This is a genomic window from Faucicola mancuniensis (genome assembly GCF_046523945.1).
Taxonomy (GTDB): Bacteria; Pseudomonadota; Gammaproteobacteria; order Pseudomonadales; family Moraxellaceae; genus Faucicola; species Faucicola mancuniensis.
Map to the genome: position 1 here is coordinate 1,584,937 of NZ_CP171363.1, position 20,105 is coordinate 1,605,041.

Annotated in this window: 17 protein-coding genes; 13 read left to right on the forward strand and 4 right to left on the reverse strand. The window is 39.1% G+C overall.

The window, feature by feature from the left end:
- Positions 1-204: 204 nt before the first annotated feature.
- Complete coding sequence (gene rodA / locus ACGTJS_RS07795; protein WP_410471660.1) at positions 205-1,350, reverse strand: rod shape-determining protein RodA; 1,146 nt, start codon at positions 1,348-1,350, stop codon at positions 205-207.
- Positions 1,351-1,553: 203 nt separating this feature from the next.
- Between rodA and ACGTJS_RS07800 the strand changes: the two genes are divergently transcribed.
- A complete protein-coding gene (locus ACGTJS_RS07800; protein WP_410471661.1) occupies positions 1,554-2,192 on the forward strand; it encodes a hypothetical protein in 639 nt (212 codons plus the stop codon).
- Between the two features lie 4 nt (positions 2,193-2,196).
- Here ACGTJS_RS07800 and ACGTJS_RS07805 read toward each other — a convergent pair whose 3' ends face one another.
- Positions 2,197-3,669, reverse strand: a complete 1,473-nt coding sequence (locus ACGTJS_RS07805; protein WP_410471662.1) for a M16 family metallopeptidase — start codon at positions 3,667-3,669, stop codon at positions 2,197-2,199.
- Positions 3,670-3,680: 11 nt separating this feature from the next.
- Entirely contained in the window at positions 3,681-5,099 is a 1,419-nt protein-coding gene (locus ACGTJS_RS07810) for a M16 family metallopeptidase (protein ID WP_410471663.1), read from the reverse strand.
- 194 nt (positions 5,100-5,293) lie between these two features.
- Here ACGTJS_RS07810 and ACGTJS_RS07815 point away from each other — a divergent pair, with 194 nt between their 5' ends.
- The 9 genes from ACGTJS_RS07815 to ACGTJS_RS07855 all read left to right on the forward strand — a co-directional run bounded on the left by ACGTJS_RS07815 (position 5,294) and on the right by ACGTJS_RS07855 (position 13,800).
- Positions 5,294-6,076, forward strand: a complete 783-nt coding sequence (locus tag ACGTJS_RS07815) for a hypothetical protein (RefSeq protein ID WP_315042115.1) — start codon at positions 5,294-5,296, stop codon at positions 6,074-6,076.
- A gap of 74 nt (positions 6,077-6,150) precedes the next feature.
- Positions 6,151-7,128 carry a signal recognition particle-docking protein FtsY gene (ftsY, locus tag ACGTJS_RS07820; RefSeq protein ID WP_315042113.1) on the forward strand — a complete coding sequence of 326 codons (978 nt, stop codon included), beginning with the start codon at positions 6,151-6,153 and terminating at the stop codon, positions 7,126-7,128.
- Positions 7,129-7,158: 30 nt separating this feature from the next.
- Positions 7,159-7,374 (forward strand): hypothetical protein, encoded by a 216-nt coding sequence (locus ACGTJS_RS07825; RefSeq protein WP_410471664.1) that lies wholly within the window; start codon positions 7,159-7,161, stop codon positions 7,372-7,374.
- A complete protein-coding gene (locus tag ACGTJS_RS07830) occupies positions 7,367-8,086 on the forward strand; it encodes a nucleotidyl transferase AbiEii/AbiGii toxin family protein (protein ID WP_315042109.1) in 720 nt (239 codons plus the stop codon). The genes ACGTJS_RS07825 and ACGTJS_RS07830 overlap by 8 nt, the downstream gene beginning before the upstream one ends.
- 20 nt (positions 8,087-8,106) lie before the next feature.
- The gene (locus ACGTJS_RS07835) at positions 8,107-8,655 is read left to right on the forward strand and encodes a methylated-DNA--[protein]-cysteine S-methyltransferase (RefSeq protein WP_410471665.1); all 549 of its coding nucleotides are present in this window, start codon (positions 8,107-8,109) and stop codon (positions 8,653-8,655) included.
- Positions 8,656-8,716: 61 nt separating this feature from the next.
- On the forward strand, positions 8,717-10,135 hold the full coding sequence (locus tag ACGTJS_RS07840) for an MBOAT family O-acyltransferase (RefSeq protein WP_410471666.1): 1,419 nt from the start codon (positions 8,717-8,719) through the stop codon (positions 10,133-10,135).
- 12 nt (positions 10,136-10,147) lie between these two features.
- Positions 10,148-11,203, forward strand: coding sequence for a DUF459 domain-containing protein (locus tag ACGTJS_RS07845; RefSeq protein ID WP_410471667.1), 1,056 nt, complete (start codon positions 10,148-10,150; stop codon positions 11,201-11,203).
- A gap of 72 nt (positions 11,204-11,275) precedes the next feature.
- The gene (locus ACGTJS_RS07850; RefSeq protein WP_410471668.1) at positions 11,276-12,538 is read left to right on the forward strand and encodes a GDSL-type esterase/lipase family protein; all 1,263 of its coding nucleotides are present in this window, start codon (positions 11,276-11,278) and stop codon (positions 12,536-12,538) included.
- A gap of 389 nt (positions 12,539-12,927) precedes the next feature.
- Positions 12,928-13,800 carry a substrate-binding periplasmic protein gene (locus ACGTJS_RS07855; RefSeq protein ID WP_410471669.1) on the forward strand — a complete coding sequence of 291 codons (873 nt, stop codon included), beginning with the start codon at positions 12,928-12,930 and terminating at the stop codon, positions 13,798-13,800.
- Positions 13,801-13,853: 53 nt separating this feature from the next.
- Here ACGTJS_RS07855 and ACGTJS_RS07860 read toward each other — a convergent pair whose 3' ends face one another.
- Positions 13,854-16,262, reverse strand: a complete 2,409-nt coding sequence (locus tag ACGTJS_RS07860; RefSeq protein WP_410471670.1) for an AAA family ATPase — start codon at positions 16,260-16,262, stop codon at positions 13,854-13,856.
- Between the two features lie 353 nt (positions 16,263-16,615).
- Between ACGTJS_RS07860 and ACGTJS_RS07865 the strand changes: the two genes are divergently transcribed.
- The 3 genes from ACGTJS_RS07865 to ACGTJS_RS07875 all read left to right on the forward strand — a co-directional run bounded on the left by ACGTJS_RS07865 (position 16,616) and on the right by ACGTJS_RS07875 (position 20,041).
- Positions 16,616-17,143, forward strand: coding sequence for a glycine zipper domain-containing protein (locus ACGTJS_RS07865; protein ID WP_315042097.1), 528 nt, complete (start codon positions 16,616-16,618; stop codon positions 17,141-17,143).
- Positions 17,144-17,495: 352 nt separating this feature from the next.
- The gene (locus ACGTJS_RS07870; RefSeq protein ID WP_410471671.1) at positions 17,496-18,182 is read left to right on the forward strand and encodes a TetR/AcrR family transcriptional regulator; all 687 of its coding nucleotides are present in this window, start codon (positions 17,496-17,498) and stop codon (positions 18,180-18,182) included.
- Between the two features lie 173 nt (positions 18,183-18,355).
- Positions 18,356-20,041: a phospholipase D family protein gene (locus tag ACGTJS_RS07875; protein WP_410471672.1), complete on the forward strand. Its 1,686-nt coding sequence runs from the start codon at positions 18,356-18,358 to the stop codon at positions 20,039-20,041.
- Positions 20,042-20,105 lie beyond the last annotated feature (64 nt).

The following is a 20,105-nucleotide window of genomic DNA, read 5'->3' on the forward strand; positions in this document are numbered from 1 at the left end:
TTAAGCCAAAAATCATCTGTTATTTTGATAGATGGTTGATAAAAAGTTATCAATGGTGTTTATTTTGGTACTTTGACATAAAATTGTCATTTTTTATTGCCTACTTTTACGCCTATTATCATAACAAAATAACTGTCTATTGTCCAATTTTTACCAAAATAATGTTTGTTTATGATGTTTTTTTTATACAATTTATTTTGTATTTTACTTTTGGTTATGCGAGGCGATAGACATCACCAAGCCAAATCCTGCCATTAAGGTAATCAATGCTGTGCCACCATAACTGATAAAAGGTAATGGCACGCCGACCACAGGTAAAATGCCAGAAACCATGCCCGCATTAACAAACACATAGACAAAAAATGACAAGGCAATCGCACCGCATAACAGACGGTTATAAACAGTGGTGTTAATGTAAGATAAATACAGCACACGCACCAAAATACATAGATATAAAAACATCAGCAAACCCACGCCAATCAAGCCAAATTCTTCGGAAAAAGCGGCGATGATAAAGTCCGTATGCCCTTCTGGTAAAAAGTGCAAATGCGACTGCGTGCCTTCTAAATAGCCTTTGCCTGTCAAACCACCTGAGCCGATAGCGGTTTTTGATTGCATGATATTCCAGCCATCGCCCAATGCGTCTGCTTCTGGGTTTAACAAAGTCATGACACGGCGTTTTTGGTAATCGTGCAACAGATATTCCCAAGATACCAACACAAAAGGAATAAAAATCGCAATGGCTGTGCCAATCATCCACCAAGGCAACCCTGATAAAAATAACACAAACAGACCGCTAGATGCGACAAGTAATGACGTGCCTAAGTCGGGTTGTTTGGCAATGAGTAGCACAGGAATCAAAATTAACACCAAAGTAATCAGCACTGTGGGCAATTTTGGCGGTAATTCTCGCCGTGATAAAAACCAAGCGGTGAGCATGGGCATACCCAATTTCATAAATTCGGACGGTTGTACACTGCCAAAGCCCGGAATTTTAATCCAACGCTGAGCCCCTAGCCGAATTTCGCCAATGATTTCTACCAAAATCAACAAAAAAATACCGCCAATATAAAAAAATGGGGTAAAACTGCGATAAATATTCGGCGGAATTTGAGCCATGACAATCATCACAGTAAACGCAATGGCAAAACTCAAGGTCTGGCGTAACAACATTGTCATATCTTGAGCCGAAGCACTGTACAAAATCGCAAGCCCAGACAAAGCGGTGGTAAATAACAACATTAACAGCCAAGGGTCTAAATGAACCTTTTGCCAAAAGCCAGACTGACTGTCTGTACCAAAATGATTGGACTGGCGAGAAAAACGAAATTGACCGATATTTTTTGACATAATAATTGATTACAAAAAATGGAAAAAGCTGCTTAGTTTAGCTTTGTTTGCCAAAATTTGATAGTATAAATTGGCTAAAAGCTAAAAAAAGACGCAATTTAGCAAAACAACGGAAAATAAAATGAATACAAAGCACACAAAATCTATTGGCAAACAAATTTTTTTTCGGTAAAATTTGCCTTTTGATAACCGATAGTGAAATCATGCCTCATCAAACAGCTCAACAAAAAAAATACACGTATTTTTATAAAATAGGCATTGTCAGTTTGGCAATGTTGTTGGTTGCTTGTGATAATGAGCCAAAAAACCAACAAAAATCCGAAAATAAACAAACAACATCAACCACGCAACGCATACCCAGCACATTGCCAAACGAATTACCGCACAATCAAAGCACGGTTGCAAGTGTGGTCGCAACCAATCCACTGGCATTTAATCAAGCCCAATATGCCAAACAAAAAGACGAACAAGCACAAGCCTTTGCCACTATGGTAACAACCAGCATGGCTCGGGTTGCTTCTAGCAAAAATGATGTTTGTCCAAAATTGTTGGATTTTCAATTTGTTAGCCAATCTATCAGTCGTCAAAATGAAAAAATGCCACAAAGTCAATGCGAATATTTTGTCTTTTTGGACGCAGGCGACCGTCTAAAAGTTAGAGTAACGGACGATGTCAAAGCCGAGCTGGTGTCGCCTGTTTGGTTTGATTTTAACAATGGCGTATTTACCGCTAACACCTTTGACCGCTATACTTTGCGAGTAAAATACAACGGCACACGTTACAATCCGCAAAACTTTGTGTATGATGTGGTCGTTAGTAAAAACCCAACAAAAGATGATTAAAAAACTATTTTGGTTTGACGTTTGACACTTTGTCTAGATTGCCCACAGTAACAATCAAAAATTTATCGGTATTAACCATTTTGTAGCTTTGATTAACTGTATTTAAAGTAGCATTGTTAATACGTTGGGTATAATTGTTTAAATAATCGTCAGGCAAACCATAAAAACCCATCATGCCAATCGTGCTATTAATAGACGCATTGCTAGCAAAACTCAGTGGAAAACTGTTTAACAAATTGTCTTTGGTTAAATCCAACTCTTGTTGATAAATACCGTTTTTGGCGGTGTTGTTGATGATTTTTAGGGTTTCATCAATGCCTTCTTGGGCTTTGTCATTGCGAGTTGAAAAGCTGATTTGATAGCTACCTTGGCTGAGCATTGGGGTCATACCGCTATAAATACCATAAGTCAAGCCCCGTTTTTTGCGAATTTCGTCCATCAATCTTGCTTGAAAATTGCCCCCACCAACCACTTCATCAGCAATCGCAAAATTCATTTGTTGTTGCAAGGTGTTTTCATCAACACCACGTTTTGAGCCAAGCTGTCCCATGATAATGCTGGTTTGCGTACTGTTAAAAGGAATATGCACCCTTTTGCCCTGCTTAAGCGGTGTTGCATCAGGCAAGTTGTCAGCTTTTTTGCCAATCGGCATTTGGGCGGTCAAACGGTTGCTAATTTGTTGGGCTTTTTCAAGGCTGATATCGCCTGTGATAGCGATATTGGCGTTGTTTGCGACCAAAAATTGTTGATGAAATTGTTGTAAATCTTGGGCTTGAATATCAGGAATACTTTGCTGTGTGCCAATCGTTGGGTGAGCGTAAGGGTGATTGCCGTACAATTCTTTGTCAAATGCTAAATTAGCGATGGTATTTGGGTCTTCTTTGCCTTTTTCAATTGCCAACATATATTGGGCTTTGGTGCGAGCCAAACTGTTTGCAGGAAAACTAGGCTTGCCAATCACGTCCGCCATCAAATCCACCGCAGGGTCTAGGCTGTCGCTGGCGGATAGACTGCGTAAACTGACGATAAACATATCTTTATAAGCATTTGCAGACAAATTAACGCCCAATTGTTCGCTTATTTCGGCAATTTCGTCTTCGTTTTTACTGGTTGTGCCTTTTTCAAGCATGCTGGCGACAAGGCTTGCCGTGCCAAAAGCGTTGGGCTTCACGGCTTCATCACGAGCCGAGCCTGCGTTAAAATACACGCTGATATCCACCATTGGCAAATTTGGCGTTTGTACAAATGCCACAGGCGTGCCTGTTTCGGTGTGAAAATGTTCAATGTTTGGCAAAGTCATCTGTAGTGGTTGTTCATTTTTTAGACTGTCTAATTGATTTAACACCTTGATTTCATTGATGTTGATATCGTCAGATTGGTGCGTTTCAGTTACCGCAAAACTGGTTTGACTGCATAACAAACCGCTTAATAGGGCGGTGGTTAATGCGGTTTTTGATGGGTGTTTTAAAAATTTCATATGTTTCTCTTTTATTCTTTTTTATCGCCAATGACTTTTAATACGGTTAAATTGTCTTTGACAAGGTATTTTTTGGCAACTTTTTTGAGTTGTTTTTCGTTAATTTTGTCAAAAGTTGTCGGTAATTCATAAATCATACGGTCGTCCAAACCGATACTGTTTAAACTACCAATCATTTGGGCTTGACCGCTTAAGCTGTCTTGGCTATAAATGAGCGATGTCATGGTGTTGGTTTTGGCACGTTTGAGTTCGCTGTCTTGGATTTTTTCGGTTTTTAGGTTTTCAATTTCGTTTAAAATCGCTTGTTTGGCTTGCTCCAAACTCACGCCATCTCTGGGCGTTGCCTCTATCATCAACAGCCCATCGCCACGGCTAAACGCACTGTAACCACTGCCAACCGAGGCTAAAATCTGTCGCTCTCTGACAAGGCGTTTTTCAAGGCGAGCGGACATACCACCGTCCAAAATATCGCTTAACAAAGACAACGCAAACACCGATTTTTTGTCATCTGTGGTTGTCAAAGTCGGCAAATTGTACGCCATCATCAGCATGGGGACTTTGACAGGCAAATGGGCGGTTTTTTCGCTATAACCACGAAAACCTTGCTCACGGACGTTGGTTCGGCTTGGCAAAGGCTGGCTTGGTATATCGGCAAAATATTTTTTGACCGTTTGTAAGGCTTGTGTCGGCTCAACATCGCCCACAATCACCACGGTGGCGTTATTTGGCGTGTACCAAGTTTGATACCAGTGTTTTAAATCGTTTAATTGAATGGCGTTGATTTCGGACATAGGGCCAATCACCGATTCACCTTTTGGGCTGGTTGGGTATGCCATTTTTAAAAATTGCTCAAAGGCTTGGGCGTTGGGGTCATCATCAGTGCGTTGTCGGCGTTCTTCCATGACAACTTGGCGTTCGCTGTCAAAATCTGCTTGATTTAATTGTAAATTTTTCATACGGTCGGCTTCTAATTCTAAAGCCAAATTTAACCGATTGGCAGGAAAAACTTCATAATAAGCGGTATAATCATAACTGGTAAAGGCATTGTTTGAACCGCCAAATTTGGCAATCAATCGCTCAAAGTCAGCCGATGATACCTTGTTTGTGCCTTTAAACATCATATGTTCCAGCAAATGCGACATACCGCCCAAATGTTCAGGCTCATCATTTGAGCCGACATTGTACCAAACTTGGCTAATTACCACAGGCGAACGGTGGTCTTCTTTGATAATCACCTTTAAACCGTTGTCTAACACAAACTCGTGGCGTAAGTCTTTAGCGTTGGTTGTGGTTTTGTTGCTTTCGCTTGTTTTTGGCAAGGCGTTTGTGGTTGATAGCGTGCTACAACCTGTCAAAATTGCCAAAAGGCTAAGACTTAATAAACTGTTTTTTAAAGATTTTTTTTGATGGTTTTGCAAAAAAGTGAACATAAGTTTTGACTTGAATGAATGATAAAAACTTATGATAACGGATATTGACAAATAAACCTAGTATTTTTTTTGATTGGATAAAAATTTTTACGTAAAAAACGGTTTTTTATATGACAAATCATTATTTACCATGTAAAATATAAATATTTTTATAATAAATATTAACAAACATCTTTGGGTACACAAACATTCATATGAAAAATTTATATATATTAATCAAGGAGTTGGGCGTTATTGAACAAATATCCGTTACAGAGAGTTTGGCAAATTTGCTGTGGCGAGATGAGTTGGGACTGACAAGTGTTGACAGTCGTGATATGCGTGTCAGTAATTTAGCGTTTAGCTATGAAATGTATGAAACGAATTTGGAAAATTATCGTCATTTGTTGAGTTTATCAGTTGCATATGAAAAAATGGATAAGGCGATTGCCCATTATCAACAACGTTATTCACTCAAATTGGTGAATTTTATTGTCGGTGATATCAGTTCCATTTTTCAAGGTTTAAACAGTGATGAAACCATGTTGCTTGATGATAAAACGCCTGTGGATTTAGATACTTTGCCACAGCTGGTATTACAACGTATCAAGCAATATTTTGTGGATTCTTTTTTGATAAAAGATGTCAAATTAAGCGAAGAAAAACACGCCAATATCAAATATATTGACGATACGGCAGAATTTCACATAGTTTTTACCGTGCTGGATATGGCTGTGCCAAACGATACAGGAGCTTATGAACGTCAGCCCGTGGAGTTTGATGTATTTGGGCGTTATCAAGATGAATTTACTTTTTATTTTGACCAAATTAAAACCAATAAAGACCGTTGTTTTGGCTATGATGAAATGCTTTATGACAAACGCAAAGAGTATCTTGAGTTAATTTTATCACGCTGTAAAGATAAATCAGGACATTCGCTCAAACAAGCCTTAGAACAAGTGGCAAAAGAATTTGTCTATGATTTTTGGCTAGAATAATTGTTAAGTGATATAAGAACCTGTATGCATAACATTACGCAGTAAAATTTTAAAAAATTAAATTAGGAATGAATATGACAGACCAAAATGTGCAATCATCTGAACAAACCGAACAAGCTGAACAAAAAGGCGGTTGGTTTAGCCGTATGAAACAAGGGCTTGCCAAAAGTAGCAAAAACCTAACAGACGGTTTAACCAATATTTTAATCGGTGGTAAAGAAATTGATGATGAACTGCTTGAAGAAGTGGAAGACCAGCTGCTTGTCGCTGACATTGGCGTGAATGCGACCAATCGCATTATCAAAAACTTAACCGAAGCGACTGCTCGTGGCGATTTGATTTATTCACATTCGTTATACAAAGCCTTGCAAAAAGAGTTGAACGATATTCTTGAACCAAAAGTTAAACCGCTTGGTATAGACACAAGCAAAAAACCGTTTGTGATTTTGATGGTGGGCGTGAATGGCGTTGGCAAAACCACCACAATCGGCAAACTTGCCAAACGCTTACAAGCTGAAGGCAAAACAGTCATGTTAGCAGCTGGCGATACTTTCCGTGCAGCAGCGACCGAACAGCTACAAGTCTGGGGCGAACGCAACAACATTCCTGTGGTCGCTCAAGGGCATGGTTCGGACAGTGCGTCTGTGATTTTTGATGCGATGCAATCGGCAAAAGCCAAAAATATTGACGTGCTAATTGCTGATACCGCAGGGCGTTTGCAAAACAAAACTAATCTTATGGAAGAACTGAAAAAAGTCATCCGTGTTATGCAAAAAGCCGACCCAACCGCACCGCATGAAGCCATGATAGTGCTAGACGCAGGTACAGGACAAAATGCGATTAATCAAGTGGAAATCTTTAACGAAGCTGTGCCTTTAACAGGCGTAACCATTACCAAGCTAGACGGTACGGCAAAAGGTGGCGTGGTGTTTAACATTGCCGAAAATACCGATATTCCAATTCGTTTTATCGGTGTGGGTGAAAAAATTGATGATTTGCGTCCGTTTAAATCGGAGGATTTTGTCAAAGCGTTGTTTGAAAAAGATGAGTAATTTTTTGGTATGAATTTTTGAGTGTTAATCATGCAATTACAGTCTGTCAATCGCTTTGAATATCCGCAGTTAGACAGCCTGTTATGGGACTCGCAAGCTGTGGATATTGATAAACAAATTGTTTTTAATATTTATGAAAAGCGTTGGCAATTTGTGCAAAAAGATAAATTAAGCCAAAAAGAGCAAGAGTTAATTGATGAATTGATTGTGAAGTTTGGCAAAGGATTGTTTTTAGTGAATGGATAAAATAAATACAAATTTTCAACGCAATCATCATAAAATCGTTTGGCAAGCCTTGCAAAATTTTAACAGCGATTATTTGCAAAAAAACAATATTTTGTTTGGCGGTGGCACTCGTATTGCACTAGAATTGGACGAATTTCGTGAATCGGTGGATATTAATTTTTTGTGTTCAGATAGCCAATCTTATAAAGCTGTGCGTAGCCAAGCAAGTCAAAAATCTTTGGGAAATTTGGTGACGCAAGAATTTGATCATCCACGAGAAATTCGTATTGATAGAGATGCGGTACGCTGTTTTATTCAAATTGATAACACGATTATCAAGTTAGAATTTGTGGCGTGTGCTGATTATCAGTTACAAGCGGACAAAAGTTTGGATTTATCTGTGCCAATATTAGACAAAACAAGCTGTTTTATCACAAAATTGTTGGCAAATGCTGACCGTTATTATGATTATCCTTATAAAGATATTTTTGATTTGTTAATGATGTATCAAAATTGGGGTGATGTGCCAGAACGTGCTTGGCAAGTAAGTGATGAAATTTATAGCCAAAAAATTGTAAAAAGTGGCTTAATAAAATCATTAACTAATATACAAAATAATCCTGATAAATTTATCAAAATTGCTGTTAATGATTTAAAAATTTTGCCAAATATTGCTGAACATTTGATACTTCATACTAGCAATGAATGGTTGCAAAAAATTGAAAAACTTTAAAATTTATAAAATTGAAAAAAATGCTCACAACTACTTACCAATTATCCAAAGACTTACCAAAAATCACGCTTGTCGCTCATAACGGCAAGCTGATTGCCTTGGATTGGTTTACCCAAAAAACCGAAAAACTGTTAAATAAACTCACCCAACAATCCGAATTTGTAGAAAAATTGCCAAAAGATTTAGCCCAAAAAAATCAAATTTATCAACAAAACTGCATTGTTTTATTTGAAACAAAAAAACAACTAGACGAATATTTTCAAGGCAAACGCCAAGTTTTTGGTATACCGCTAGATTTATCATCAGGTACAGAATTTCAACAAAAAGTTTGGCAACAATTATTACAAATTCCGTATGGTAAAACGATTAGCTATGCCGAACTTGCCAAAAATATCGGACAGCCGACCGCTTACCGTGCGGTCGCCAATGCCAATGGGCGTAATCCGATTAGCCTGATTGTGCCGTGTCATCGGGTCATTGCCAGTAACGGCGGTATGGGTGGGTATACAGGCGGTGTGGCTATTAAAAAGCGATTGTTAGCGCAAGAGGGAGTGCGACTAACAGAGTAAATTTAAAAAAGATTGAAAAAAAATTTGGTTATTAGGCGATTGGGTAAAAGTTAGGATTGTTATGGTTATTTTGTCATACGAATTTGCACTGGGATTTGTGCTATTTTTTTTGTTGTATTGGGCGTGTTATCGCTGGGTTAAAATCCAAAACTATTTATTATTGATTGCAGGCTTGCTGTTTTTATTGACATGGCAATGGCAATTTGTGGCGAGTATCGGCTTTGTTTGGCTGGTGAGTCAATTATCCATTATCGCATTTGGCAAATTTAACAATAAAAAGATAGTTTTGTGGGTGAGTATTTCGTTATTGTTGTTACATTTGTGCTTTTTTAAATATGCCAATTTTGGTATCGCACAGCTGAATGACACGCTGTTGCAGGACAATAATCTTAATCCGCTGGACATCGTTATGCCACTTGGCATTTCGTTTTATACGTTTCAGGCGATTAGCTATGTGGTTGATGTTTATAAAAATAAAATCACGCCGTTGCCATCGGCGATTTTATTGGGATTTTTGTCTTTTGTGCCAACGATTACCGCAGGTCCGATTTTTCGTGCCAGCGATGCCAAAAGTCAATGGTTATTGACAACTTCTGAATCCTCGCACCAAAAACCAACCCGCAAAGTATTATTGCCATATTTGGCAATCACGTTAATCATTTTTGCGATGTTTAAAAAAATCGTGTTGGCAGGTTGGCTTGAGACGCTGTGGGTGTCGCCTGTATTTGCCAACCCTATGCAGTTTAATGGGCTTGAGGTGTTGACGGCGATTTATGCCTATTCGTTGCAGTTATTTTTTGATTTTTCAGGTTATACCGATTTGGCGATTGCGGTTGCCTTGCTACTGGGTTTTCGTTTGCCAGAAAATTTTAATATGCCGTATTTGGCAACCGATATTCAAGACTTTTGGGCAAGATGGCACATGACGTTGTCCACGTGGATTAGAGATTATGTGTATATTCCGCTTGGGGGCAATCGTGGCAGTTTTTGGCGAGTGCAGTTTAATTTGATGATGGCGTTTGTGCTATCAGGGATTTGGCATGGTGCAGGCTGGAATTTTTTGATTTGGGGTGCGATTCATGGCGTGGCGTTGGTGTTTTTGAACGTGATGAAACGTCTCGGCTGGCGTGGCAAACTCACCCAAGCGTGCAAACCGTTGGCAATCTTTTTGACCTTTCATTATGTGGCATTTGGTTGGGTGTTTTTTCACAGCACCACCCTTGAGCAAGCGACAGATGTGCTATCAGCATTATTAAATTACAAAAACATGGTGTTTAGTTTGTCGGTTGTGCCGACGTTGTGGCTGATGTCGCTGTCGTGGTTATTGTACCCATTATTGATAAATAGCCGACAAAATTTGTCAAATATGTTGGCAAAATTGCCATTTTGGACGCTACCGATTTTGTTAGCCTTGTATGTTTTGGTGATTTTTAGCCTTGCACCAGAAGGTTTGCCAAACTTTATTTATGCCAATTTTTAAAAGGAATCAAAAATGCAAGATACCCAAATTCATAATACCGAACAAAATTTCACATCATGGAAAATTGGCTTTGTCGTTATCATGTCCTTTGTGCTAGTCAGTTGGGTAAAACAAGATGCCCTAAGCCAATACTGGCAGCAAAGCTACCAAAATGTCAAAGCATGGGATTTTTTGGCAAATCATATGCCAAATTGGCAACAAGGCAATGCGATTGCCAATTATTTTAACAGTGAAAAAATGTTTGATAATATTGCCCATTTTAACACCGATGTCAACCATTATGCCAACCAAATCGCTTATCATGACTTTTTAAAAGAACAAGAACGCTTAGAAAAACAGCGTCTAGCACACATTCAAGCCCAAAAAATCAAACGCCAACAACAGCTACTAGAAGCCCAACAACAAGCCCACGCCAAAAAACAACTGGAAAAAATGGTCTATCTTGGCAATGACCAAAAAGTGTTTTTTGTCGGAGATTCGCTGATGCAGGGCGTTGCCCCTTGGGTCATGCGTGAATTGCAAAATGATTATCAAATCAAAAGCATTGATTTGAGCAAACAAAGTACAGGTCTAAGTTATAGCAAATTTTTTGATTGGTCCGCCAATATTGAAAAAACGTTGGCAAATAACCCCGATATCGGCGTGATGGTGGTGTTTTTAGGGCCGAACGATGCGTGGGATGTGCCAGACCCTGATAACCGTGCCAAAGTTGTCAAATTTGGCACACCCCGTTGGCAAGAAGTCTATACAGGGCATATTCAACGCATTTTGACCACCACCGCCAAAAACAATGTGCAAGTCTTATGGGTAACGCCACCAAACATGAAAAAACCCAAGCTCAATGACGGCATGGCGGAACTATCTCGCATTATTCACGAAGCAATCCGCCCAGAGCAAGGCGTGGTGATTGACAGCAAAGGCATACTATCGCCGAATGGCAACTTTGCAGACAGCATGAAATTAAATGGTAAAATCGTCAAAGTGCGTACCGCAGACGGCATTCACTTTACCCCAGATGGGCAAAAATTGGTAGCAAAACAAGTCTTATCGTATTTTAAAATTTCTTAAACAAATTACAAATCGTTATAATAACTTAACAATCATTTGTTAAAATATAAAAAAATTAACAAGGGTATTCACATGAAAAAAATTTTAACCACTGCCAGTTTATTGTCATTGGCAGTTTGTCAAACGGCATTTTCTGCCCCTGTAGAAAATTTTGGTACAAATCTCGCCCCATTACAACAAGCCTTTGCCAACAAAAATGTACATATTTTGCAAATTGGCGACTCGCATACCGCAGGCGACTATTTCACCGACCAACTGCGTAAACGCCTACAAGCAGATGTCGGTGATGGTGGTGTCGGTTTTGCCTATCCGATTAATGTCAAAGCCCAACGCACCGCACGCCACGGCTATCAAGCGGATGGTTTTAGCACCTTTAACAGCAAAAGCGATACATCAGGCGATTATGTGTTAGGCGGTATCACGGCTGTGCCAAATAGCAGTTTTAGCACATTAAATTTGACCAGTCAATATTACAACGGCGACCGCCAAAACGCCAAAGTCGTGGTGCGTGGTAATGCAGGGCAAAAGGTCAATGTCAGCGATATTAACGGCTCTCGCCAATTAACACTCAATCAAAACGGCTGGCAAACGGTGGATACCACGATTAATTTTCCTGCACGTTTTAATGTAGATAGTAACATGGCGATGGGCGGTTTTTGGCTCGGTCGTGGACAGGGTGGGCGAGTGTCTGCGATGGGTATTAACGGTGCAACGCAAAGCTACTGGCAACGTTGGCAAAAAATCCCACAAACGTTGAATTATTCTGGGGCGAATTTGGTGATTTTGGCGTATGGCACAAATGAAGCCTTTCAATCGGACGTAAGCGGACAAATGGCACAAGTCAATCAAGCCATCGCCCAAATCAAACAAGGCTTGCCAAATGCCAGTATTTTGATTGTCAATGCACCAGAAAGCCTAAAAAACACAAGCGGTAGCTGTGGCACACGAGCGACCAGCCTTGACACCGTACAATATCAACTTCGCCAAATCGCCCAACAAAACGGCACGCTGTATTGGAGTTGGCAAGATGCGATGGGTGGCGAATGTTCTATGAAATCGTGGATTGCTGAAGGCTTGGGGGCAAAAGATGGCGTACATTTTAGCAAATCAGGCTACGAACGAGCGGGCAATGACTTGTATGACGGCTTAAAAATGGTGTTACAAGCGTCAAACACATCGTCCACTTTTCGCCCTGTTACGCCCATTAGTAGCAGTGTTAATGGCAATGTTGTTAATATTAGCAACTATCAGCCAACGGCGACAGCATCTGCACCACAAAAAAGTATTGGAGTAATCTGTGGTGCTGATGGTAAATGCACATCGTTAAAGCATTGATTTAACATCATTATTTTTAAATTTTTTTAAAAAATTATCAAAAAAGTGTCGTTTATTTTGCGACACTTTTTTTATTGGATAATTGTTGGTGGTTATTGTTTAAAAGCCGTCAGTTGGCTGTTTGTTAAAAAAATGGGTTTTAGTCATACTGCATTTTAACTTTAAAATAAATGTTAAATCATAACAAAAATTTATGAATATTGTTCAAAATAGCTAATCAATTTGGCAAATTTTTGGCGAATATTGATGGATTTATGAGTATAAAAGATAGATATCAATTATAAAAAAATTTATTATAATCATAGATTTGGGTTGATTTTTAAATTTTTTTATTGGATAATATAACAAAATTTTTATCAGTGTATAATTTTTTTTACAAAGGAGGAATGATGAAAGTTTTTTATCAATCATTGTTGATTGGTACGTTTTTGCCTGTGTTTTTGATAGCATGTAGCGACACCACAAGCAATCAGTCAGCCGAAACCCAAGCCACAACCCAAAGCACAACGACAACTGATACACCGTCAAAAGGTGGTGTCAAAGTTGCAGGGAATTTTGTCAGTAAGTTACCAGATACCGCACCGACTTATAAAGTGATTACCACAGGGTCAATGGCACCGTTTTCATTTATCAATGAAAAGGGTGAGTTGATGGGGTTGGATATTGATGCGGTGCGTGCGATTGGCGAGGCGGGCGGCTTTAAGGTGGAATTTTATACCCACCCTTGGCAAGGTATGTTTGATACGGTCAATAGCGGTCAGTATGACATGGCATCGTCTGGGATTTCGTATACCGATGAGCGTGCACAAATTTATGGCTTGTCAAACAGTTACTTTTTTAACCCATCGGCAATCATGGTCAAACAAGGCGTGGCAAATATGAAAGGCTTGGCGGATATTAAAGATTTACGCATTGCAGGCATGACCGATTCAAAACAATTGACCCAAGCCAAAAATGTGGGTGCAACGCAAATAAAAGGCTATACCACAACGTTTTTGGCATTTAAAGGCTTGGTTCAAGGGCATGAAGACGCTGTGGTGCAAGATGAGCCGTTTTTGCGTTATACCGCAAAACAGCACCCAAACCAAAAAGTTACCATCGTCCCTTATGAAGATGCCAACGAGCCATCAGCCCAACAGATTATTTTGATGAAAAAAGGCAATCAAGCGTTGATAAATAGCGTGAATAAAGGCATTGAAACCATCAAAAATAACGGCGAAATGGCAAAAATTGAAGAAAAATGGCTAGGTAAAAAAGCGTAATTTTATAAGTTTTAAAAAAACGGCTTACTTTTGATAAGCCGTTTTTTTTGTTTTTAAGCTTTTTCCGCCATTTTTTCTTCCCATTCAGCAAGGCGAGTATGAATTTTTTGGTATAATGTGCCTTTTTTGTACTTGCCTTTTTTGGTGGTGCTGTCAATGTCGGCATTTGTCAGTAACGACAAGGCTTCATTGACGTGTTCCACTGCAAAAATGTGAAATTCGCCATTTTTGACTTTTTCAATGATATCTTGGCGGAGCATGAGTTGATTTAAGTTGGCTTTTGGGATAATTACGCCTTGATTACCTGTCAAACCTTTTTCCACACACGCATCAAAAAAACCTGCGATTTTGGCATTGACACCGCCCACCGCTTGCACTTGTCCAAACTGATTCATTGAGCCTGTTACTGCCAAATTTTGGCAAATCGGCACTTGAGCCAATGCAGAGAGCAACGCACAAGTTTCGGCAACGGTGGCACTGTCGCCATCAATACCGCCATAACTTTGTTCAAAGGCGAGAGAAGCGGTAAAATTAAGCGGATAATCATCAGCAAACAAGGCTTTAAGATAGCTACTCATAATCAGCACGCCTTTGGCATGAATAGAACCGCCCAAATCCACATCTCGCTCAATGTCCAAAATATCGGCATTGCCCGCACTATAATGCACGCTTGCTGTCAGGCGAGCAGGCATACCAAATTCACTATCGGCATAACTTATCACCGTCAAAGCGTTAATCTGTCCCACCGCTTCGCCTTGCGTGCTAATCAGTTGTTGTCCTTTTTCAAGTTCTTGCCAAAACAACTGTCGCAGATAACCCGAACGATACTGAATATCGCCAATCGCTTGTAACACGTGGCTTTGGTTCACAGTTTTTACAGTATTCATCACGGCATAACGGTTCGCTTCTAGCAACAATTGCCCCAAACGGTCGCTATGCAAACTTAGCTCAGTTTGGTCTTCGGCTTGTTCGCTTAAATAATCCAACAAACTTGCCAAAGCGGTATTGTCAAAAGGCAAAAGTTGATATTTTTTAATCATATCGGCAATTTTGGCAACCATCAACTGTTCATTTTCAGGCATGCGAGCGATGGTATCATGAAAATCGGCTCGGATTTTGAACACCGCATTAAACTCTGGCTCAAAATCCAACAAATCATAATACAAATCAGGCTCACCCAACAAAATCACCTTAACATCAAGCTCAATCGGCTGTGGCTCAAGGCTGATACTGCCTGTCAAAGTCAGCATTTGCTCAAGGCTTGACATCTTGATTTGACGACTTTGCAACGCACGTTTTAGTCCTTGCCACGCATACGGATATTCTAAAAGACTGTTGGCTTCTAGTATCAAATAACCGCCATTGGCTCGGTGCAACGACCCTGCACGAATCAAACTCACATCAGTGGAAACCGTTCCCATATGGGTAATTTGCTCCACATGACCGAGCAGATTTAAATGCGTTGGCAACTCTTCAAATACAATCGGAGCGTGCTGATTGGGGTCATGACTGGCAATCACATTGACAAAGTAACGGGCAGGCACGGACGAAAAATGACTGGGCAAAAACTCTTCATCATCTTCATTGACAATGCGTTCCACATGACCGACCATGTCGTCATAAACTTGTTTTAAATAATCAATCACTTTTGGCAAATCGTGATATTTTTCAAATAAACTGTCAAATAACGGCTGTAACGCTCGTTTTGCCAAAGCGTGGTGCAAGGCTTGCAGTTTGTTGTTGGCTTCATGTTCAATTTTTTCTAATGCAATAGTCAAAAGACTTAGGCGTTTTTGCATATGATTTTTTTGCCAAGACTGTTCAAATAGGGGATTTGTTGTCTCTTTTTGGTTTTTTGCCGATTTTTTGGCGGTTTTTTGCAAAACTTCTTCATCATCAAGGGTATTGACAAATACAGGCTTGTTGTCAAAAGGGCGGACACTTAACATCAGCGAAAACTGCTTGCCTTCTTCATTCAATGCCAAATATGCCTGTTCTTCTTGCAAACTGGTTTGGTTTTTGATGGCTTCTACTTTGGATTGATAATGTTCACTACGAAAGCGTTGATTGAGCAGACGTTTTGACTTTTCCCACAAATTTTTGACATCATCAGCAAAAATGGTTGCCATACCAGTCGGCAACTGCAACGCAATCGGTGAACGAGCGTCCGTAAAATTATGTACATAAACCCAATCTTTTGGCAAAGGGCGAGTTTTGGCATAATCGGACAAAAGTTTGGTAACAAGCGTTCGTTTGCCCAAACCATTTTCACCAGACGCAAAAATATGATAGCCATTGGCACGAATGTCCAACGCTGTTGCAATCGCACGGCAGGCACGTTCTTGACCGATTTTACTTGTGTCAATATTTTTGATAAGTTGGCTGTTTTTTGGTAGGGTTTTTGGGTCGGTGTAGCGTTTTAGCTGTGTAACGGTTAAAGGTTTTAAGTGAGATTTTGGCATATTTTTACAATTTTTTGTGCAGATTGTTAAATGAATAAATTTAAAAACGTATGATGTGGCAATTTTGGCAAAAAAGCAATGAATTTTTACAAAAAGTATGACACATAATGTTACAAAAGATAAGCACGCATAACGTAAATGATTGATTTTTTACATGACAATGATAAAAATTACAAATGATTACCAAATGTGTGTGCGAAACTTACCCAATTCACAAAAACATCGTATTGTTACGCAAAAAAATTACCTATTATAGTCCCAAGTTTAGCAATAAGCGATTTTGAGTAAGAAAATCAAAAACAGCAAATAATTTTCTTAACTCAATGTTTTGAATCAAAAAAAGGAAAATCAAAATGAGTAATTATGATAATATTAACCGTGATATCGTAAAAGAAGCCCCAGAAGAAGTGCGTGAAGATTTGAATGCAGACCCAATCACAGGCGAACCTGGTTCACACCCTATCGGTACTGGTATTGGTGGCTTAGGCGGTGCAGCAGCAGGTGCGGCGATTGGTGCAATCGGTGGTCCACTGGGTGCATTAATCGGTGGTGCAATCGGTGCAGTGATTGGTGGTTCAGCAGGTCATAGCGTTGCCGAAAAAATTGACCCAACCGTTGAAGATACTTACTGGCGTGGTCAATACGTTAGCACAGCATATTACAACTCAGAATATGACTATGACCGTGATTATCAGCCAGCGTATGCAGTTGGTTATGCCAACCGTCCACGCTATGACGCAAACACACGCTTTGAAGACGTTGAGTCAGACTTAGAGCGTTCATGGAACGAAGTCAAAGGCGATTCACTTCTATTATGGGCAGAAGCTCGTCAAGCAGCACGTGATGCATGGTATCGCATTATTCCAGAAAATCGTGTATAATACACAAAGTTAGTAACAATTTGTTATTAATCAAAAAGCCAAAAGATTATCTTTTGGCTTTTTATGCTTTTTTTTAATCAGGATTTGGGCATATTTTAGCACATGATTAAAATAAATTTACAAAGTTTTAGAGTGTCTTAAGAATTCAGAACAATAAACATACTTAATACCAAACTAAACTTTGTTATTATAACGGCAATCATTTGGCTGCTTGCTTCAATATAACCAACAGTAAAGCTATATTGAAAAATTTTTAAGTTATTTTCAAAAAAATTAGTGAAAAACTAAAAGAATAACATGATAACTTAATCATCAAGCACAAATTAAACATTCACCTTTTGAGGAGTTTATTATGGCAACATCATATGATGAAAAAATTGACAACGTGTTGGCAGATTCAGAGTTAGCACGCCGTCTTGTTCCAAACAAATTTAAATTTACCAGCCAACAAGGTCGTTTACGCCGTCAAAAACTGTTGGCAGGCGCAAAAGAGCTTTCAGCTACTCGTCCGATTGCTGAAATTACTTTGGCAGATGTGTGCGATAAAGCGGGCATTCCACGTGCATCAGCGTATCACTTTTTCCCAAATGTATCAGCGATTTTCTTGGCATTACGCTACCTAAACACGAGCGAAATTATCACCAAGTTAGAAACTGTTGATGTGGCAAAATACAGCCGTTGGCAAGATTATTTGTCAGGTTTGATTGAAGCAGGTGTTGAAGCGATTCAAACTGACCCCACAGTCGCTCGTTTGATTTATGAAACCAACACACCAGCCTTTGAAAACAATCAATTTGGCAGTGAAGTGGAAAAACAAATCACTCGTATGATTTATGATAAATTGTCAGCACAATACAAAATGCCAGCCTTTGACAGCATTCAAAAACAAATGTTGGTCGGTTATGGCATTATCAACGGTGTTCTACAATTGGCATACCGCTCAGAAGGCAAAATCAGCGATACTTATCGCCGTGAAGCGACTTCTGCATTGATTGCATATTTGCGTAGCTATTTGCCAGAAAATTTGCCAAAAAACTAAACAGTTAAATATTCAACTATTATTTAAAAACTCACAAATTTTTGTGAGTTTTTTTATGTTCTGGCAAAAATGTAACAAATTTTTACAATGAAATTTTTTGGATAAAGTAGCGAATTTTGTTAAGAATTGATAAACTATCTGTCCTTTTTAGGTCTTGTTTGTGAGCATTGTCAATGGTTCAGCCAAATTTTGTCAAAAGTTTTTTAAAAATTTTTCAATATCATTCAACAGTTCAATGGTTTTTTTTGACATGGGTTGCGATTTTTTTAACCGCTTGCCAACAATTACCTGTCAAACCACATTCACTAAAAAGCCAATTATTAACCCAACAATCACAACAACTACAACCAAAACTTTCTAAAAAAACCGATTTAATTCAACAAATTAGCCAAACAGCACCGCCAACGGATAAAAATTTGTCTGGTTATTATCCGATTATTACCAGTCGTGATGCCTTTGCTTCTCGCAGTATGTTGACCGATTTAGCCAAGCACAGCATTGATATTCAATATTATATTTGGCACAACGATGAAGCAGGGCAGTTAATGCTCAAGCAATTGTACGATATGGCAAATCGTGGTGTCAAAGTGCGATTGTTGCTAGATGATTTAAATACCGACAGTAAAATTGACCAACTATTATTGGCTTTTGCGAGCCACCCAAACATTGCGGTACGTTATATTAACCCAAAAATTATCCGCTCGCTGACTCCTGCTAATTTTGCGGTAGCCATGCCACGTTATCATCGTAGAATGCACAACAAAAGTATGACTTTTGACAAACAATTATCTATTATTGGCGGGCGCAATATTGGCAATGAATATTTACGCAGTGATACCAAAAATGAGTTTTTTGACCTTGATGTATTACTTGCGGGCAAGGTGGTGGACAGTATCAACGACAGTTTTGAACAATATTGGAATAGTCCAATCAGTTATGATATTGAAAACTTGGTTTTGCCTTATGAAGTGAATAATAAAACCAATAAAATCCATATGATAAATACGGAGCAACGTTTTTTTGATAGTCTTGATAAAATCAAAAAAAATGAACAATGGTTTCATAGTCAAGATTTTTATCAAACGCCAGCTTTGGCATTGGGTAGTCATCACCATGCGTTGAATGATGTATTAGCCCAAAAACGCTTAAAATTTCGTTGGGCAAAAATTGATTTTTTTGCCGACAATGTGCAAAAATTGTTAAAAAAAGACAACAAATCTGAACGTCTGGTTGAGCAATTACGAGAGAGTATTGGCACACCAAAGCATGATTTTACTGTGGTTTCGTCTTATTTTGTGCCGACCAATCGTGGCATCAAAGAGCTAAATCAACTGGTCGCCGATGGTGTGAATGTAACTATTTTAACCAATTCTTTTGATTCTACCGATGTGCCAACCGTTCACGTAGGGTATAGCGAAGCACGCTTGCCTTTGCTAAAAGCAGGGGTGAAATTGTACGAACTAAAGTCCAGTGCTGATGCGGATTTGCGTATCAAAAAGCCCCGTTTATCTCGCAATGAAATCAGCACAAGCCTACATACCAAAGCCTTTGCGGTTGATGATAGATTGGCGTTTATCGGTTCATACAATGTGGACCCACGCTCCGCCAATATCAATACTGAGCTTGGCGTGGTGATTTATGACCCTGCACTTGCCAAAGCCATGCACAAAATGTTTGATGATAATATTTTAAATATTAGCTACAAATTAATGTTATCAGATAAAAACCGTATCGTGTGGCAAACGTTGGACGAAGACAGACCGATTGTATTAAATAAAGCCAATGAACCCCGTTTGTCATTGGTCAATAGCACATGGATTCGGATTTTTTCGGTATTGCCAATTCAGTGGTTGTTATAACTTTTTATCCAATATTTAATTATTTGTGTTGAGTATCGCTTTGCTCTACCTAACTTACAAAAAC

Coding starts and splice junctions, on each gene's coding strand:
- rodA (WP_410471660.1), bottom strand. CDS start 1,350: ATGTCAAAAAATATCGGTCAATTTCGTTTTTCTCGCCAGTCCAATCAT.
- ACGTJS_RS07800 (WP_410471661.1), top strand. CDS start 1,554: ATGCCTCATCAAACAGCTCAACAAAAAAAATACACGTATTTTTATAAA.
- ACGTJS_RS07805 (WP_410471662.1), bottom strand. CDS start 3,669: ATGAAATTTTTAAAACACCCATCAAAAACCGCATTAACCACCGCCCTA.
- ACGTJS_RS07810 (WP_410471663.1), bottom strand. CDS start 5,099: ATGTTCACTTTTTTGCAAAACCATCAAAAAAAATCTTTAAAAAACAGT.
- ACGTJS_RS07815 (WP_315042115.1), top strand. CDS start 5,294: ATGAAAAATTTATATATATTAATCAAGGAGTTGGGCGTTATTGAACAA.
- ftsY (WP_315042113.1), top strand. CDS start 6,151: ATGACAGACCAAAATGTGCAATCATCTGAACAAACCGAACAAGCTGAA.
- ACGTJS_RS07825 (WP_410471664.1), top strand. CDS start 7,159: ATGCAATTACAGTCTGTCAATCGCTTTGAATATCCGCAGTTAGACAGC.
- ACGTJS_RS07830 (WP_315042109.1), top strand. CDS start 7,367: ATGGATAAAATAAATACAAATTTTCAACGCAATCATCATAAAATCGTT.
- ACGTJS_RS07835 (WP_410471665.1), top strand. CDS start 8,107: ATGCTCACAACTACTTACCAATTATCCAAAGACTTACCAAAAATCACG.
- ACGTJS_RS07840 (WP_410471666.1), top strand. CDS start 8,717: ATGGTTATTTTGTCATACGAATTTGCACTGGGATTTGTGCTATTTTTT.
- ACGTJS_RS07845 (WP_410471667.1), top strand. CDS start 10,148: ATGCAAGATACCCAAATTCATAATACCGAACAAAATTTCACATCATGG.
- ACGTJS_RS07850 (WP_410471668.1), top strand. CDS start 11,276: ATGAAAAAAATTTTAACCACTGCCAGTTTATTGTCATTGGCAGTTTGT.
- ACGTJS_RS07855 (WP_410471669.1), top strand. CDS start 12,928: ATGAAAGTTTTTTATCAATCATTGTTGATTGGTACGTTTTTGCCTGTG.
- ACGTJS_RS07860 (WP_410471670.1), bottom strand. CDS start 16,262: ATGCCAAAATCTCACTTAAAACCTTTAACCGTTACACAGCTAAAACGC.
- ACGTJS_RS07865 (WP_315042097.1), top strand. CDS start 16,616: ATGAGTAATTATGATAATATTAACCGTGATATCGTAAAAGAAGCCCCA.
- ACGTJS_RS07870 (WP_410471671.1), top strand. CDS start 17,496: ATGGCAACATCATATGATGAAAAAATTGACAACGTGTTGGCAGATTCA.
- ACGTJS_RS07875 (WP_410471672.1), top strand. CDS start 18,356: ATGGTTCAGCCAAATTTTGTCAAAAGTTTTTTAAAAATTTTTCAATAT.